We start from the raw sequence: 15,500 nt of genomic DNA on the forward strand, positions 1-15,500 counted from the left end.
AGAGATGTTCGAGTACTTTCCCGGCAACTACGTGTGGAACCTGGGCGTGGTCGCCACGCTCAACTCCGGCGGCCTGATCGACGAGGTCGACCGTGCCTGCCGGCCGCTGAAGGAACTGGCCGCGCAGGGTTCTGACGTGGGCACCGCCGAGTTCATGGCCGCCTGGCGCGGTGTCGCCGATCAGCTGGAGGAGCAGGCGGGCGAGGCCGAGAAGGCCGGCCACCGGCGTACGGCGGGGCAGAAGCTCTTCCGTGCTTCGGTCTACGTCTCCCAGGCCGAGCGGATGCAGAGCGCGAAGGACCCGGGCCGCAACGCCGAGTACCAGCGCAGCGTCGACCTGCTGGTCCGCTCCTTCGAGCTGCTCGACCAGCCGACGGTCAAGGTCGCGATCCCGTACGTCGAGAACGGCCGCGAGACCAGCCTGCCCGCCTACTTCCACCCGGCTGGTCGGGACGGCGAGGCGACGCCGGTCATGATCGTGTGGAACGGGCTCGACTCGACCAAGGAGATGATGGTCGGCGCCGGTGTCCACACCGAGCTCGCCGCTCGCGGCATCTCGACGCTGATGGTCGACTGCGGCGGTGCCGGCGAGGCGCTGCGTCTCGACGGGCTCACCGCGCGCGTCGACACCGAGGCCTGGGCCGCGGCCTGTGTCGACTGGCTCGAGACGCGCTCGGACGTCCGTGCCGACCGGATCGGGCTGGTGGGCTGGTCGCTGGGTGGCTACTACGCGCCTCGCGCCGCGGCGTACGAGAAGCGGCTGGCGCTGTGTGTGGCCTGGGGTGCGAACCACGACTGGGGTGCGGTGCAGAAGCGCCGGCTGCAGCGTGAGGGCGAGAACCCGGTGCCGCACTACTGGGACCACGTGCTGTGGGTCTGGGGGCAGCCCGACATCGACACCTTCATCGACTTCGCCGAGGACGTGAATCTCGACGGCGTGGTCGAGGAGATCACCGTGCCGTTCCTCATCGCCCACGGTGAGAACGACCGCCAGATCCCGCTCGCCTACGCGCATCGTTCCTACGACCAGGCGGTCAACAGCCCCAAGCGCGAGCTGCGGATCTTCACGCCCGAGGAGGGCGCCACCGAGCACATCGGTCTGGACCACTTCCCGCACGTCATCGGCTTCATCGCCGACTGGGTCGCCGACACCTTCGCCGAGCTGGACGCCTCGTGACGACCCTGGATCGCACCGACCCCGAAGGCGAGATCGCGAAGACGGTCGCCCGGGTCTCCAACTGGGGGCGCTGGGGCGAGGACGACGTCCGCGGGACGATGAACTTCCTCACCGACGCGAGCCGGGTCGCGGCCGCGGGTCTGGTGCGGACCGGTCGGTCCTACTCCCTCTCGCTGCCCTTCGACATGGACGGGCCGCAGAACGGCTGGCGGCGGCGTACGAACCCGGTGCACACCATGCTCGACACCGGCACCGACGCGGTCACCGGCATCCAGGGCTTCCCGCACGGGATCGGCGGAGCCGACGACGTCATCGCGATGCCGCTGCAGTGCTCGACCCAGTGGGACGGGCTCGGCCACATCTTCGACCACGGGCGCGCCTGGAACGGCCGCCCGGCCGAGTCGGTCGTCACCTCGCTTGGCGACGGTGTCACCGGCATCGAGACGGTCGCCGACGTGGTCTGCGGTCGGGGCGTGCTGCTCGACGTCGGCCGCGCGGTCGGGACCGACGGCGAGCTCCCCGACGGCTTCGCGATCACCGAGGAGCACCTCGAGCGCACCATCGCTGCGCAAGGCGCCAGCGCAGCCGTCGGACGGGGCGACATCGTGGTGGTACGCACCGGGCAGCTCGCCCGTGCCCGCCGCGGCGTCGCCGCGGGGGAGGGCTGGGGCGGTTATGCCGGAGGCTCGGCTCCCGGTCTGTCGTTCACCACCGCAGACTGGCTGCACCGCACCGAGATCGCCGCCATCGCCACCGACACCTGGGGCTTCGAGGTCCGGCCCAACGAGTTCGACGACGCCTTCCAGCCGCTCCATCAGGTCGCCATCCCGCACCTCGGGCTCTTCCTGGGTGAGATGTGGGACCTCGACGGCCTCGCCTCAGCGTGCGCGGAGGACGGTCGCTACGACTTCCTGCTCACCGCGGCACCACTGCGTGTCACCGGAGCTGTCGGCGCGCCGGTCAACCCCATCGCGCTGCGCTGACCCCGCTGGTCGAGCCGGATTCGTTCGTTCCTCACGAATCCGGCTCGACCAGCGATGGCTATCTGTTGGCCACCGGCCCGGCGACGGCGTCGATCGGCTGCTCGAGGGGGATCCCGGAGCCGTCGCGGCGCGGGTCGATCTCGGGCAGGTCGATGGGCGCCCCGGAGGCCGCAGCCGCCATCGCGGGAGCGGCACCGACCCAGGCGAAGACGATCGAGTCCTCGCCCTTGAGATACCGGTGCGCGCGTACGCCGCCGGTGGCCCGGCCCTTGGCCGGGTACTCGCTGAACGGCGTGGTCTTCACCGAGCCGGTCTCGGTCCCGGGCAGAGCGCTCGAGGACCCGGCAACGGTCACGACCGCGGCCCCTTCGGGCGCGTCGGGGGAGACGACGCCGAAGAAGACGACCTTGGACCCGTGCGCCATCCGGACGCCGGCCATCCCGCCGGCGCTGCGGCCCTGGGGACGTACGACATCGGCCGGGAAGTGCAGGAGCTGGGCGTCGGAGGTGACGAAGACCAGCGACTCGGTGCCGGTGCGCAGCTGGGCCGCGCCGACCACCTCGTCGCCGTCGGCGAGCTTGATGACCTCCCACTCGTCCTTGTTGAGCAGCACCTCGGGGTTGACCCGCTTGACGACGCCGAGCCTGGTGCCGAGCGCGATGCCGGGACCGTCGGTGGCCAGCGTCGTCAGCGCCAGCGCACGCTCGTCGGACTCCAGCGAGAGCAGCGCGGACAGCGGCAGGCCGCCGGACAGGTTCGGGTCGCCGTGGGTCGGCGGCAGCGCCGGCAGGTCGAGCACCCCGAGGCGTACGAGACGGCCGCGGGAGGTGAGCACACCGATCTGGCCGCGGGCGGTCGCCGGGACCACCGAGGCGATCACGTCGTGGTTGGCGCGGCTCCCCCCAGAACCAGCAGAGCTGGTCGAGAAGGGCTCGGCGTCCGAGGAGCGGGCCAGCAGTCCGGTCGAGGAGAGCAGCGCGAAGCACGGGTCGTCGGCGACCTCGAGGCTCATCGCCTCGAGCGCCGGGGTGCCGGCGGAGGCCAGCAGCACGGTGCGCCGCGGGGTGCCGAACGTCTTGGACACCTCGCCCAGCTCGTCGGAGACGACCTTCCGCAGCATCTCGTCGTCGCCGAGGATCGAGTCGAGGTACTCGATCGTCGAGCGCAGGTCGTCGCGCTCCTTCTCCAGCTCGATCTTGGAGAACTTCGTCAGCCGGCGCAGCGCCATGTCGAGGATGTACTCCGCCTGCGGCTGGCTCAGGTCGAAGACCGACATCAGCCGCTCCTTGGCCTCGCCGGCGTTGTCGGAGGACCGGATCAGCTGGATGACCTCGTCGATGTCGAGGATCGCGATCAGCAGCCCGTCGACCAGGTGGAGCCTCTCGGCGGCCCGGTCGCGGCGGAACTGGCTGCGGCGGCGGACGACGTCGTAGCGGTGTCCGAGGAAGACCTCGAGCAGCTCCTTGAGGCCGAGCGTGCGCGGCTGTCCGTCGACGAGCGCGACGTTGTTGATCCCGAAGGAGTCCTCCAGCGGCGTCATCTTGTAGAGCTGCTCGAGGACGGCCTCGGGCACGAACCCGTTCTTGACCTCGATGACGAGGCGGGTGCCGTGCTCGCGGTCGGTGAGGTCCTTGAGGTCGGCGATGCCCTGGATCTTCTTGGACTGCACCAGCGTCTTGACCCGCTCGATGATCTTCTCGGTGCCGATGTTGAACGGCAGCTCGGTGATCACGATGCCCTTGCGGCGCCCGAACGGCTCGATCCGCGTGGTGGCGCGGATCTTGAAGGAGCCGCGGCCGGTCTCGTACGCATCCCGGATCCCGTCCAGGCCGACGATGGTGCCGCCGGTGGGGAGGTCGGGGCCGGGGATGAACTTCATCAGCGTGTCGAGCTCGGCGCCGGGGTGCTTGATCAGGTGACGCGCGGCGGAGATGACCTCGATCAGGTTGTGCGGGGCCATGTTGGTGGCCATGCCGACCGCGATACCGGTGGCGCCGTTGACCAGCAGGTTGGGGATCGCCGCGGGGAGCACGCTCGGCTCCATCTCCCGCGAGTCGTAGTTGGGCCGGAAGTCGACGGTGTCTTCCTTGATGTCATCGGTCATCGCCTGCGCCGCCGGACCCATCCGGGCCTCGGTGTATCGCATCGCTGCCGCCGGGTCGTCGCCGCCGGGGGAGCCGAAGTTGCCGTGCCCGTCGATCATCGGCAGCCGCATCGCCCACGGCTGCGCCATCCGGACCAGGGCGTCGTAGATCGCGCCGTCGCCGTGCGGGTGCAGCTTGCCCATCACCTCACCGACGATGCGGGCACACTTCACGTGGCCGCGGTCGGGACGTACGCCCATGTCGTTCATCGTGTAGAGGATCCGGCGCTGCACGGGCTTGAGGCCGTCGCGGGCGTCGGGCAGTGCCCGGGAGTAGATGACGGAGTAGGAGTACTCCAGGAATGAGGACCGCATCTCGTCCCCGATGTCGGTGTCGAGGATGTGCTCCTCGAAGTCGTCGGGTACGTCCTGGGTGGTCTTGCCGCGTGCCATAAGGGGCATTGTCTCGAATCCCTGTGCGAGTGCGACATCGGGCTCGCCGACTGTGCCGAATTCTGGGATCGGATCCGAGCCCGGTCGGTCTTCCGTACGCCGCACATCCGCGTACATTGGCTGTAGAGAACAAACCGTCCAGGAGTCACCGGTTCAACGCACATGGAGGTGCTTGAAGATGGCTGTCACCCAGATCGAGATCGACGACGAGCTGCTCGCCGAGATCCAGCGGATCTCCGGCGCGACCACGCCCCAGGAGGCGGTGGAGTTCGCCGTGCGCGAACTCGTCCTCCGCAACCATGAGGGCGACGCTCCCAAGCACGCCCAGAAGCTGGCTCGGAACTGGGACTATGACGGCTGGCGGGTGCTCAACGAGCGCGACCGCGCCAACGTCGTACGTCACTGACGGCGGCTGCTGCGCGCGAGGGGCTGGCGTCTCCCGCTAGATTTCTCTCGTGACCGCGCAGCAGACCCCGCCGTACCCCTCCCACTGGGAGGCGGACGTGCTGCTGCGCGACGGGCGGACGGCACACATCCGGCCGATCCGGTCGGCGGACAAGGACCTGCTGGTCGACTTCTACGACCACCGGGTCAGCGACGAGTCGAAGTACTACCGCTTCTTCTCGCCGATGCCGCACCTGTCCGCGCGTGATGTCGCGCGCTTCACCGAGGTCGACCACAAGGACCGGGTGGCGTTCATCCTGACCCTGCGGGGCCGGATGATCGCGGTCGGGCGCTACGACGTGGTCAAGCCCGGAGAGGCCGAGGTCGCCTTCCTCGTCGAGGACGACTACCAGGGCCGGGGGATCGCGCAGATCCTGCTCGAGCACCTCGCCCAGGCCGGGCGTGAGCGTGGGGTCACCAAGTTCACCGCGGACGTGCTCCCCGACAACGCGCGGATGATCCAGACCTTCCGAGACGCCGGCTACAAGGTCGCCAGCGTCTACGAGGACGGGGTCATCTCGCTGCAGTTCGGGATCGACGTCACCGACACCGCGGTCGGCCGCCTCGCCCTGCGCGAGCACGAGGCCGAGTCCGCCTCGATCCACCGCTTCTTCAACCCGCGCTCGGTCGCGGTCATCGGCGCCAGCCGGAGACAGGAGACCATCGGCCAGGCGCTGGTCCGCAACCTGGTGATCGGTGACTTCACCGGCCGGGTCTACATGGTCAACCCCAGCTCCACCGCGGTCAGCGGGATGCCGGCGTACAAGAGCGTCCAGGACATCCCCGACGACGTCGACGTGGCGATCGTCGCGGTGCCCGCCGATGCGGTCCAGGACGTCGTGCTCGACTGTGCCGCCAAGGGTGTGCACGGGCTCGTGGTCATCTCCAGCGGCTTCGCCGAGACCGGTGAGGAGGGCCGGCAGCGGCAGCGGCGCCTGGTGAACCTGTCGCGCTCCTACGGGCTGCGGCTGATCGGGCCCAACGCGCTCGGTGTCATCAACACCGACCCGCAGGTCAAGATCAACGCCAGCCTCGCCCCGACGATGCCGCCGCGCGGCCGCGCCGGCTTCTTCTGCCAGTCCGGTGCGCTCGGCTCCGCGATCCTGGAGAAGGTCAACAACCGGGGCCTGGGCCTGTCGACCTTCGTGAGCGCCGGAAACCGCGCCGACGTCTCCGGCAACGACCTCCTGCAGTACTGGGAGGAGGACGTCTCGACCGAGGTCGTGATGATGTATCTCGAGTCGATCGGTAACCCGCGGAAGTTCTCCCGCATCGCCCGCCGCGTCTCGCTGCGCAAGCCGATCGTCGCGGTCCGTTCGGGCCGCACCACCCAGGGTGTGCCGATGGGTCACGCGGTCCGCAAGATCAGCGCCCCGCCGGCGGCCGTCGACGCGATGTTCCGCCAGGCCGGGATCATCCAGGTCGACACCCTCGACGAGATGTTCGACGTCGCCCAGCTCCTCGCCCACCAGCCGCTTCCGCGCGGCCGTCGGGTGGCCATCGTCGGCAACTCCGACGCCCTGGGCCTGCTGGCCGCCGACGCCGCCGTCTCGGCGGGGCTGCAGGTCAACAAGCAGGTCCCGCTCCCCACCGAGCCGAGTGCCGAGGACTTCGAGGACGCGCTCGACGCGGCCATCGACGACCCAGAGGTCGACGCGGTGATCTCGGTCTACATCCCGCCGCTCAACGTCTCCGGCGAGGAGATCGCCAACGTGCTCGCCGCGGTGGGGGAGCAGTCCGACAAGCCGCTGGTCACCAGCTTCCTGGGTGCCGAGGGTGTCCCCGAGCTGCTCCGCGTCCCCGACGTCGCCGGCTCGACCGCCGGTCGCGGCTCGGTGCCGTCCTACTCCTCGGTGGAGTCGGCCGTACGCGCTCTGGCCAAGGTCGTGGAGTACGCCGTGTGGCTGCGCTCCGCCGACGGCGAGACCCCGTGGTTCAGCACCGACGAGTGCGACTCGCGCACGGCGCGCAAGATCGTGACCGACGTGCTCGCCGCGCGCCCGGCCGGGGGCGACCTGAGCCGCGAGGACCTGGGCATGGTCCTGGCCGCCTACGGCATCAAGCTGTGGAACACCCATAGCGTCAGCACCCTCGAGGAGGCGACCGCCGCCGCGGAGGACCTCGGCTGGGGTGTCGTCCTCAAGGCGACCGTCGAGAGCGTCCGGGAGCGCCCCGACCAGGCCCATGTCGTACGCAACATCGACGACGTCGACGAGATGACCGAGGCCTGGGAGCTGATCACCAGCCGGATCCCGCCCGAGACCGGTGGGTTCACGGTGCAGCGCACCGCGCCCCCGGGCGTGCCGGTCGCGATCCGCTCGATGGAGGACCCGCTGTTCGGCCCCGTGGTCTCCTTCGGCATCGCCGGCCCGATCACCGAGCTGGTGGCCGACAAGGCCTACCGGATCCCGCCGCTGTCCGAGCGCGACGCCGCCTCGATGGTGCGTGAGATCAAGGCCGCGCCGATGCTCTTCGGCTACCGCGGCGGCGACATGGTCGACGTCGACGAGATCGAGCGGCTCGTGCTCAGGGTCGCCCAGCTGCAGAACGATCTGCCGCAGATCTCCTCCCTCGACCTCTCGCTGGTCCTCGTCGGGCTCGAGGGATCCGCCGTCCTCACCGCCGGCGCCAGGGTCGACCTGGTCGCCGATCCGCGCTCGGACTGGTTCGTACGCCGCCTCAACCCTGCGGTGGGCGACACCCTGCCCGGCTAGGCCACCGTGGAACCCCATGGAAGGATGGGCGCCATGAGCACCCGCACCGATCCGTCTATTTCGGACTCGGCCGACCGCGCCGACGACCTGCGCGCCGAGATCGACCGCACCGGCTACTACCCCGAGGTGGTGGCCGACTGCGTCGCCTCCGCAGTGGCGGGGGAGAAGGTGTCCTCCTTCTTCCTGCACCACGAGCCGACCTTCGACCGTGACGAGGTGCGCCGCCACCTCTCCGTGCTGGTGCTGACCCCGACGCGGCTGATCCTGGCCCACACCGACGAGCACGCCGGCGACGACCTGCTGCCCGAGCCCTACACCTCGACCTCGACCGAGGCCGTACGCATCGACTCGGTCAACTCCGTGGTGGTGACCCGGATGATCACCAACCCGACCAAGGGTTCGAGCAAGCCGGCCGAGGTGGTCATGACCATCGGCTGGGGCGGCGTCAACCGCGTCGACCTCGAGCCCGCGGGCTGCTCCGACCCCAACTGCGACGCCGACCACGGCTACACCGGGGTGCTCACCCCCGACGACTTCTCGCTGCGCGTCTCGGCCGCCGCCGACGGTCACGACTCGGTCGCCCGCCTGCTCTCCTTCGCGGAATCGCTCTCGGCTCGCACCCATAACCGGTGACGGAGCGGTGACCGGGTTTCTCGCCCCCGCCTACGGGGAGCGCTCACTGGGTGATGTCCTGCCGGCGGTCGCGGCTGCCATGGACATCCCGCTGGGCAACGGGCGACCTGGTCTCGAGCTGCCCTCGGCTGCGGCGTACGTCGTCTTCCTGGTCGACGGGATGGGCACCAACCTGCTGCGCCGCTACGCTCACGCGGCGCCGTTCCTGGCCTCGTTGAGCGAGAACCAGAAGGACGGTACGGCCGGGGTCCCTTCGACGACTGCGACCAGCCTGACCTCTTTCGGCACCGGGCTCACGCCCGGTGGGCACGGGCTGGTCGGCTACACCTCCCGGATCCCCGGCACCGAGCACCTGCTCAACGCGCTGCAGTGGCGCAAGGACGTCGACCCGGTCGAGTGGCAGCCCAACCAGACCGTCTTCCAGCGGCTGGGCGAGGCCGGGGTGCCGGTCACGGTGATCAACAAGCGGGCCTTCGGCGGCTCGGGCCTGACCATCGCCGCCCACCGGGGTGCGGAGTTCGTCGGCGCCGACCGGGTCGGGGAGCGGATCGCCTCGGCGGTCGCGCTCTCGCGGGTGCCGGGGTCGCTGACCTACCTCTACGACGGCGACCTGGACTGGACCGGCCACAAGTACGGTGTCGCCTCCTCGCCCTGGCTGCAGCAGCTCTCGATGATCGACGCCGAGGCCGAGCAGCTGCGTGACGCCCTGGATCCGTCCGTACGGCTGCTGGTGCTCGCCGACCACGGCATGGTCGACTCGCCCGCCACCTCCCGCACCGACATCGACGACTTCCCCGAGCTGCGCGACGGGGTCGCCCTGGTCGGCGGCGAGGCCCGCTTCCGGCATCTCTACTGCTCGCGCGGCGCGGTCGAGGACGTGGTCGCGACCTGGTCGGAGACCCTGGGCGACAAGGCTGAGGTGATGACCCGGGAGACCGCGATCCGCCGCGGCTGGTTCGGGCCGGTCACCCCGTCGGTGCTGCCGCGGCTCGGCGACGTCATCGTCGCCTCCCACGGCGAGCACGCGGTCGTCTCGACGAGCCTGTTCCAGTACGAGACGACTCTGGTCGGGTTGCACGGTTCTCTGACACCGGACGAGATGCTGATCCCCCTGCTTGTCTCCTGATCGGGGAATGATTCCCGGCTCTAACGGTTAGAACCTCTATAACCATTAGAGACTCGCCGAGTCTGGCGGGAAGGGGTTGTCATGGGTGAGCACAGGGTCGAGGGCCGGCGATGACCGGGCACTACGGACAGGTCGCGTTCACGCCGCTGGTGGCGGAGCAGCAGTCGATTCACGGGAGCGCGGCGGCGTACGCGCGCATGGCGGACGTCGACGGCGTGCCGGACCGGATCGGCAGGGCCGAGGCCGCGTTCATCTCGTCGCGGGACAGCTTCTTCCTGGCCACGGTCAGCGAGACCGGATGGCCCTACGTCCAGCACCGCGGCGGGCCGCCCGGATTCCTGAAGGTCATCGACGAGACCACGCTGGGTTTCGCTGACTTCCGCGGCAACCGGCAGTACATCACCCGCGGCAACCTCGACCACGACGAGCGGGTCTCGCTCTTCCTGATCGACTACCAGCTGCAGGCCAGGATGAAGATCTTCGGACGCGCGCGGGTCGTCGAGCCCGAGGACGATCCCGAGCTGGTCGACTCGCTCGCGCCGGTCGGCCATCCGGTGCGGGTCGAGCGGGCGATCCTGATCGACGTCGAGGCGTACGACTGGAACTGCAAGCAGCACATCCCGCAGCTGGTGCCCCTGGCGGTTGCCCGGCACACCGTCGCGGAGCTGACCGAGCGGATCAGCGAGCTCGAGGCCCAGCTGGCCGCCGCGCGCGAGGCCATGTAACGACCGAGACCTAGACTGCCATTAGATCGATGACGGAGGAGATGCCCGTGGAGCTGCAGGTGCCGGTGCTGTACCCGACCCAGCCTCGGGCCGTACGCCTCATGAACACGATCTGGGCCGACCGGAGGTCCGTCCACGACTCCCTGGGGAGCGTGGCGCACCTGCGGGCCTGGGCCGAGGAAGCGGGTCTCGGGCGACACCAGGACGTCGACGACCACGACCTGGCCAGGGCTCGGGCCCTCCGGGACGCTCTGCGCCGGCTTGCCGCGGACGTGACCGGCGACAGCAGGCCGCACAGCATCCCGGAGGGGATCAGCGCCGAGATGGCGCTGGCGGTGCTCAACGAGTTCGCTTCCCGCTGCACGCCGGTCCTGCGCCACCGCCGGGGCGGCGGCTATGCACGCGAGTGGCTGACCGACTGCTCCGGCCTGCAGCGGGAGTTGAATCTGGTCGCATTGGAGGGTGCCGAGGTGCTGACCCAGGAGCTGAAGGCGTGCGGCGGCCCGGGCTGTGTCCTCTACTTCGTCCGCGACCATCCCCGTCGCGAGTGGTGCTCGGCGGGCTGCGGCAACCGGGCACGGGTCGCGCGCCACCATCGGCGGAACAAGTCCAGCCACGAGGGTCCCGCCACGAGCCGCGACGCGGACCACTAGGCTTCCGTGAGTGGCTGAGCTGACCTTCTGGACCGGGACGATGGACGCGGGGAAGTCGACCCTCGCGCTGCAGACCAACCACAACCACGCCGCGCGCGGCAGGGTGGGGCTGATCTTCACCGTCCACGACCGCGGCGGGGAGGCGGTGGTCACCTCGCGGCTGGGTCTGACCCACGACGCGATCGAGGTCACCGACGACTTCGACTTCTGGCGTCACGCCGTCGACGCGCTGACCCACGGCGCCCGGATCGACTACCTCATCTGTGACGAGGCGCAGTTCTACACGCCCGAGCAGATCGAGGCGCTGGCCAAGATCACCGACGAGCTGCAGATCGACGTCTTCTGCTTCGGCATCCTCACCGACTTCCGCACCCGGCTCTTTCCCGGCGCCGCTCGTCTGGTCGAGCTCGCCGACCGGACCGAGGTGCTGCAGGTCGAGGCGCTGTGCTGGTGCGGCAAGCGGGCCACCCACAACGCCCGGGTCGAGGACGGGGTCATGGTCACCGAGGGTGACCAGGTCGTCGTCGGCGACACCGACCGTGAATCCGACACAGCACCCAGCGCGGTCTCCTACGAGGTCCTCTGCCGCCAGCACCACCGCCGCCGGCTGACCGCGGCCCGGGCCCAGTCGGTCTCACTGGTGCCCGAGCCGCTGCCGTTCGGCTGACTCGCTCGTCGGTCGAGCCGCGAGGCCGCCTGCGGCCGAGCGTGTCGAGACCAACACGGTCCCGTCGGCGCTCGATGGGATTGGGACCGTGTTGGTCTCGACACGCCTTCGCCTAGCGGCTCCGGCGGCTCGACCGACGGGGGTCAGCGGTTGAGCGAGGGCATCGGCACGTCGGCGTACCTCGTTCCGACGGGCGTGCTCTGGGTGTCGAGCTGGACGCCGGGGCGGCCGTTCTCGACGACATAGGTCGCGCGGGTGGAGATCGGGGCGCCTGGACGCTGGACGTACGGCACGACCCGGAAGTCGCTGGAGAGCTCCTCGGGGGTGACCGTGACCCGGACGTAGCCGCGCTGGCTGTTGAAGAACTTCAGGTGGTCGTTGGCGCGGAGCAGGGATTCGCCGCCGGTGGTCATGTCGGCGCCGTCGCCGCCGCTGGCCACGGAGGTGCCGACGAACTCGCTACCGACGACGGCCGACTCGGGGTCGTCGTAGTCGGCCAGCAGGTTGCTGGCGTAGTTGTGGTGCCGGTCGCCGGTGATGACGACGAGGTTCTCGATCCCGCTGGTCCGGGCGCCCTCGAGGAGCCGGTTGCGGTTGGCGACGTAGCCGTCCCACGGGTCCATGTAGAGGGTCTTCTTCTCGGTCTCGTCGAGGTCGGTCTCGGCCATCGGCGCCTGGTTGGCGAGCACCTGCCAGCGGGCGGTCGACCGGCGCCAGTTGCGCTGGAGCCACCTCTCCTGGTCGAAGCCCATCATCGAGCGCGACGGGTCGTAGATGTCCGGCGTCAGCTCCGGGGAGGCGGGGTCGGACCCGTCGCCGTAGGCCTGGTCGTCGCGGTACTGCCGGGTGTCGAGCACATGTGCGTCGACCAGGTCGCCGTAGCGCAGGTGCCGGTAGATCTGCATGTCCGGCCCCTCCGGCAGCGCGCTCGCCCGGAACGGCAGGTGCTCGTAGTAGGCCTGGAAGGCGGCCGTACGTCGCGGCATCCACAGCTCGCCCTGGGACTGGCTCCGCTCCTCGGGGGTCTCGTCGGCCCAGTTGTTCTCGACCTCGTGGTCGTCGGGTGCGACCACGAACGCGTGGGACTGGTGGGCGGCCATCAGGTCCGGGTCGGACTTGTAGAGGCCGTACTGCAGGCGATAGCGCGCCAGGTCGAGCGTCTCCCCGGCGACGGCGGGGGAGACCGTGGTGTTGCGCCAGTTGTTCTCGGGAGTGACGCCGGACTCGTACAGGTAGTCGCCCAGGTGGAAGACGACGTCGACGTCCTCGTCGGCCAGATGCCGGTAGGCGGTGTAGAAGCCGTGGCTGTAGAGCGCGCAGGAGGCGAAGGCGAAGCTCATCTGCGAGAGCGAGGAGCCGTACGCCGGGGCGGTCCGGGTGTGGCCGGTCTGGCTGACCTCGCCGGCGGCCAGGAAGCGGTACCAGTAGTCGCGGCCGGGACGCAGGCCCCAGACCTCGGGGTGGACGGAGTGGCCGAAGTTCGGGGTCGCGGTGACGGTTCCGGACTTCACGACCTTGCGGAAGCCGGGGTCCTCCGCGATCTGCCAGCGGACCTTGACCGGCTCCTGCGGCATGCCGCCCAGACCGTCGGCGGCCAGCGGTTCGGGGGCGAGACGGGTCCAGAGGACGACGGAGTTGGGGAGCGGGTCGCCGGAGGCGACGCCCATGGTGAACGGGTATCCGGAGAGCGACGTGGCGCCCTTGACGGAAACCGCGTCGGCGGGGATCGAGCCGGTGCCGAGCAGCATGGCTGCGGATGCGGCGAAGCCGGTCGTGGCTGTGCTGGAGAGGAGGGAGCGTCGGCTCAGCGAGTCGGGCAGGAGCATCGGGGGGCCTCCGAGAAGGGTGGAAGTGCTTGCCACCACTCACTTCATCGGGGGCGCGTGAACTGCGCCTGACCCGCTACCGACTCTGTCGGGTCGGGTCGCCGACGTATCACGGACCGGCCGATGGCCGGTCCGTGAACGGGTTCACACCAGTTGGTTCACTCCGACTTGCCGCCGCCGAACATGATCTCGTCCCAGCTCGGGACCGAGGCGCGCTTGCGGCGCGCGGACGACTTCTTGGCCGGCTTCGGCTGAGCCTCGTCGGGCTGCTCGGGCTCGGCAGGTGCCTCGGCGGCCGCGGGCTCGACGACCGCTGGCTCGGGCTCGGGCTCTGCCGGGACCGGTGCCTGCTTGCCGGTCGGGGACTCGTCGCCCAGGAACGCCTCGAGCGGGGTGTCGACATCGACGTGAGCCGTCGTGGCAGCCTTGGCCTCCTTGACCGGCTTGGGAGCCGGGGGAGGAGTGACCGGAGCCGGCGCCTCGACGGGCGGGGCCGGCGCTGCCGGAGCCTGCGCAGCCGGGGTCGACGGGGTCGAGCTCTGTGCGCGACGACGCCGGGCGGCGAGCATGTCGTCGGTGATCGGCTCGGGCTCGGGCACCGGGGCCTCGAGCTTCTCGCCGGTCAGCCAGCGGGCGTCGTCGTTGTCGATCTCGACGAAGTTGCCGGGGGCGTCGTAGGTCAGCTCGGCGATGCCGGAGCGCTCGGGGGTCTCGTACTCGCCGGTGAGCTTCCAGCGCCCGTCGGGACGCCGGTAGGAGTCCCAGTTGACCGACTCGGGGTCGACGTACATCGTCTGGAAATGGGCGCTGACCGCCTCGCCCAGGGTGCGGGCGGTGCTGGCGGCCTCACCGGGCCGACGGCGCACGGAAGCCTGCTGGGCGCGCTGTGCCATGTGCTCGCGCTCGGCGAGGACGGGACCGGCGAAGGCCAAGATCTTCTCGACCGTGGTGCCGGCGACAGCGGCGACCTCCTCGGCACTCTCGCCCGAACGGATACGGGTCTGAATGTCACGGGGCCGCAGGCTGCTGCTCGGGGTCTTGTTCACGGTTTGCTCCGATCGGCGGGTCGACACAGCCTCGAGTGCTGCACGGAGACGGTCGTCGATGTCGGCGGTGTATTCACGGTCCTCGTCATCGACGAGAAGCATGCGTAAACCATCGTCACTGACCGAGATGAGCCGCAGAAGGACGGGACCAGCCTCATCCGGTGCCTGCTCTTCGAGCTGGCCCGGAGTCAGGGGCAATCCTTCGGCTGACATCCTCTTCTCAATTCTAGATACGGTTGTGACGACCCTACGCCACAGACCTGCATCGTATTGGGTGGCCGTGCGGCGTGGCCGTGGCATTTGGGGTTTTCGGGACGAACGAGGCGACCATTTGGCCGTGGAACAGACGCTGACACTCCTCGTGCTCGACCTGGTCGGGTGCTTCGTCTTCGCGATCTCCGGCGGACTGATGGCGGTCCGCAAGGAGCTCGACATCTTCGGCGTGATCGTCCTCGCCTGCGTCACCGGTCTCGGCGGCGGCTTCCTGCGTGACATGGCCATCGGTGCGACGCCGGTCGCCGCGCTCTCCGACTGGCGCTATCTCGTGGTGCCGATGGCGGCCGGTCTGCTGGCCTTCTACTTCCATCCCGCGCTCGGCCGGCTCGGGCCGATGATCAACGTCTTCGACGCCCTCGGCCTCGGCCTGTTCGTCATCGCCGGGGCGGTCAAGGCCCTCGACTTCGGACTCTCCCCGCTGGCGGCCGCGGTCATGGGGCTGGCTACCGGCGTGGGCGGCGGCGTGATCCGCGACGTGCTCGCAGGCCAGGTGCCGATCATCCTGCGCCGCAGCGTCTTCTACGCCATCCCCGCCTTCGCAGGTGCGGCGATCGTGGCGTTCGGTCTGTTCCTCACGCTGCCGCAGCCGCTGGTGATGGCTGCCGCCTTCGCCGTCTGTGCCGGCTGGCGACTGCTGGCGATGTGGCAGCACTGGGAGGCGCCGCTACCGCGGGGTTCCGCGTCGGTCTGAACC

13 protein-coding genes are annotated in these 15,500 nt (G+C 69.9%); 10 read left to right on the forward strand and 3 right to left on the reverse strand.

Features of this window, described 5'->3' with window-relative positions; all coding sequences use genetic code 11:
* The first annotated feature begins 4 nt into the window (after positions 1-4).
* Together BLT25_RS13470 and BLT25_RS13475 are read left to right on the forward strand one after the other, a co-directional pair.
* Positions 5-1,177: an alpha/beta hydrolase family protein gene (locus tag BLT25_RS13470; protein ID WP_091046660.1), complete on the forward strand. Its 1,173-nt coding sequence runs from the start codon at positions 5-7 to the stop codon at positions 1,175-1,177.
* The gene (locus BLT25_RS13475) at positions 1,174-2,160 is read left to right on the forward strand and encodes a cyclase family protein (protein ID WP_091046663.1); all 987 of its coding nucleotides are present in this window, start codon (positions 1,174-1,176) and stop codon (positions 2,158-2,160) included. The genes BLT25_RS13470 and BLT25_RS13475 overlap by 4 nt, the downstream gene beginning before the upstream one ends.
* 58 nt (positions 2,161-2,218) lie before the next feature.
* Here BLT25_RS13475 and BLT25_RS13480 read toward each other — a convergent pair whose 3' ends face one another.
* Positions 2,219-4,696 carry a DNA gyrase/topoisomerase IV subunit A gene (locus BLT25_RS13480; protein WP_091046666.1) on the reverse strand — a complete coding sequence of 826 codons (2,478 nt, stop codon included), beginning with the start codon at positions 4,694-4,696 and terminating at the stop codon, positions 2,219-2,221.
* A 178-nt stretch (positions 4,697-4,874) separates the two neighbouring features.
* Between BLT25_RS13480 and BLT25_RS29900 the strand changes: the two genes are divergently transcribed.
* The 7 genes from BLT25_RS29900 to BLT25_RS13515 all read left to right on the forward strand — a co-directional run bounded on the left by BLT25_RS29900 (position 4,875) and on the right by BLT25_RS13515 (position 11,658).
* Positions 4,875-5,102, forward strand: a complete 228-nt coding sequence (locus BLT25_RS29900; protein ID WP_176883863.1) for a type II toxin-antitoxin system VapB family antitoxin — start codon at positions 4,875-4,877, stop codon at positions 5,100-5,102.
* Between the two features lie 49 nt (positions 5,103-5,151).
* Positions 5,152-7,854: a bifunctional acetate--CoA ligase family protein/GNAT family N-acetyltransferase gene (locus BLT25_RS13490; protein ID WP_091046669.1), complete on the forward strand. Its 2,703-nt coding sequence runs from the start codon at positions 5,152-5,154 to the stop codon at positions 7,852-7,854.
* Positions 7,855-7,887: 33 nt separating this feature from the next.
* The gene (locus BLT25_RS13495) at positions 7,888-8,487 is read left to right on the forward strand and encodes a DUF5998 family protein (RefSeq protein ID WP_091046672.1); all 600 of its coding nucleotides are present in this window, start codon (positions 7,888-7,890) and stop codon (positions 8,485-8,487) included.
* 7 nt (positions 8,488-8,494) lie between these two features.
* Positions 8,495-9,613, forward strand: coding sequence for an alkaline phosphatase family protein (locus BLT25_RS13500; RefSeq protein WP_091046675.1), 1,119 nt, complete (start codon positions 8,495-8,497; stop codon positions 9,611-9,613).
* A 110-nt stretch (positions 9,614-9,723) separates the two neighbouring features.
* Entirely contained in the window at positions 9,724-10,338 is a 615-nt protein-coding gene (locus tag BLT25_RS13505; protein ID WP_091046677.1) for a pyridoxamine 5'-phosphate oxidase family protein, read from the forward strand.
* A gap of 29 nt (positions 10,339-10,367) precedes the next feature.
* Positions 10,368-10,991 carry a CGNR zinc finger domain-containing protein gene (locus tag BLT25_RS13510; RefSeq protein ID WP_091046680.1) on the forward strand — a complete coding sequence of 208 codons (624 nt, stop codon included), beginning with the start codon at positions 10,368-10,370 and terminating at the stop codon, positions 10,989-10,991.
* A 10-nt stretch (positions 10,992-11,001) separates the two neighbouring features.
* The gene (locus tag BLT25_RS13515) at positions 11,002-11,658 is read left to right on the forward strand and encodes a thymidine kinase (RefSeq protein WP_091046681.1); all 657 of its coding nucleotides are present in this window, start codon (positions 11,002-11,004) and stop codon (positions 11,656-11,658) included.
* Between the two features lie 143 nt (positions 11,659-11,801).
* On the opposite strand, the gene BLT25_RS13520 is transcribed toward BLT25_RS13515, so the two are convergent.
* Both BLT25_RS13520 and sepH read right to left on the reverse strand, forming a co-directional pair.
* The gene (locus tag BLT25_RS13520; protein ID WP_091046684.1) at positions 11,802-13,484 is read right to left on the reverse strand and encodes an alkaline phosphatase D family protein; all 1,683 of its coding nucleotides are present in this window, start codon (positions 13,482-13,484) and stop codon (positions 11,802-11,804) included.
* A gap of 158 nt (positions 13,485-13,642) precedes the next feature.
* The gene (gene sepH, locus BLT25_RS29490; RefSeq protein ID WP_143033742.1) at positions 13,643-14,965 is read right to left on the reverse strand and encodes a septation protein SepH; all 1,323 of its coding nucleotides are present in this window, start codon (positions 14,963-14,965) and stop codon (positions 13,643-13,645) included.
* Between sepH and BLT25_RS13535 the strand changes: the two genes are divergently transcribed.
* Positions 14,868-15,497 carry a trimeric intracellular cation channel family protein gene (locus BLT25_RS13535; protein ID WP_091046688.1) on the forward strand — a complete coding sequence of 210 codons (630 nt, stop codon included), beginning with the start codon at positions 14,868-14,870 and terminating at the stop codon, positions 15,495-15,497. The genes sepH and BLT25_RS13535 overlap by 98 nt on opposite strands.
* Positions 15,498-15,500: the final 3 nt, after the last annotated feature.

It is taken from the genome of Nocardioides sp. YR527, assembly GCF_900101045.1.
GTDB lineage: Bacteria > Actinomycetota > Actinomycetes > Propionibacteriales > Nocardioidaceae > Nocardioides.

Bases quoted from the DNA above. Each gene is read 5' to 3' on its own strand.
- BLT25_RS13510 (WP_091046680.1), top strand. From the start codon at position 10,368: ATGACGGAGGAGATGCCCGTGGAGCTGCAGGTGCCGGTGCTGTACCCG.
- BLT25_RS13480 (WP_091046666.1), bottom strand. From the start codon at position 4,696: ATGGCACGCGGCAAGACCACCCAGGACGTACCCGACGACTTCGAGGAG.
- BLT25_RS13495 (WP_091046672.1), top strand. From the start codon at position 7,888: ATGAGCACCCGCACCGATCCGTCTATTTCGGACTCGGCCGACCGCGCC.
- BLT25_RS13520 (WP_091046684.1), bottom strand. From the start codon at position 13,484: ATGCTCCTGCCCGACTCGCTGAGCCGACGCTCCCTCCTCTCCAGCACA.
- BLT25_RS29900 (WP_176883863.1), top strand. From the start codon at position 4,875: ATGGCTGTCACCCAGATCGAGATCGACGACGAGCTGCTCGCCGAGATC.
- sepH (WP_143033742.1), bottom strand. From the start codon at position 14,965: ATGTCGAGCTCCTTGCGGACCGCCATCAGTCCGCCGGAGATCGCGAAG.
- BLT25_RS13470 (WP_091046660.1), top strand. From the start codon at position 5: ATGTTCGAGTACTTTCCCGGCAACTACGTGTGGAACCTGGGCGTGGTC.
- BLT25_RS13505 (WP_091046677.1), top strand. From the start codon at position 9,724: ATGACCGGGCACTACGGACAGGTCGCGTTCACGCCGCTGGTGGCGGAG.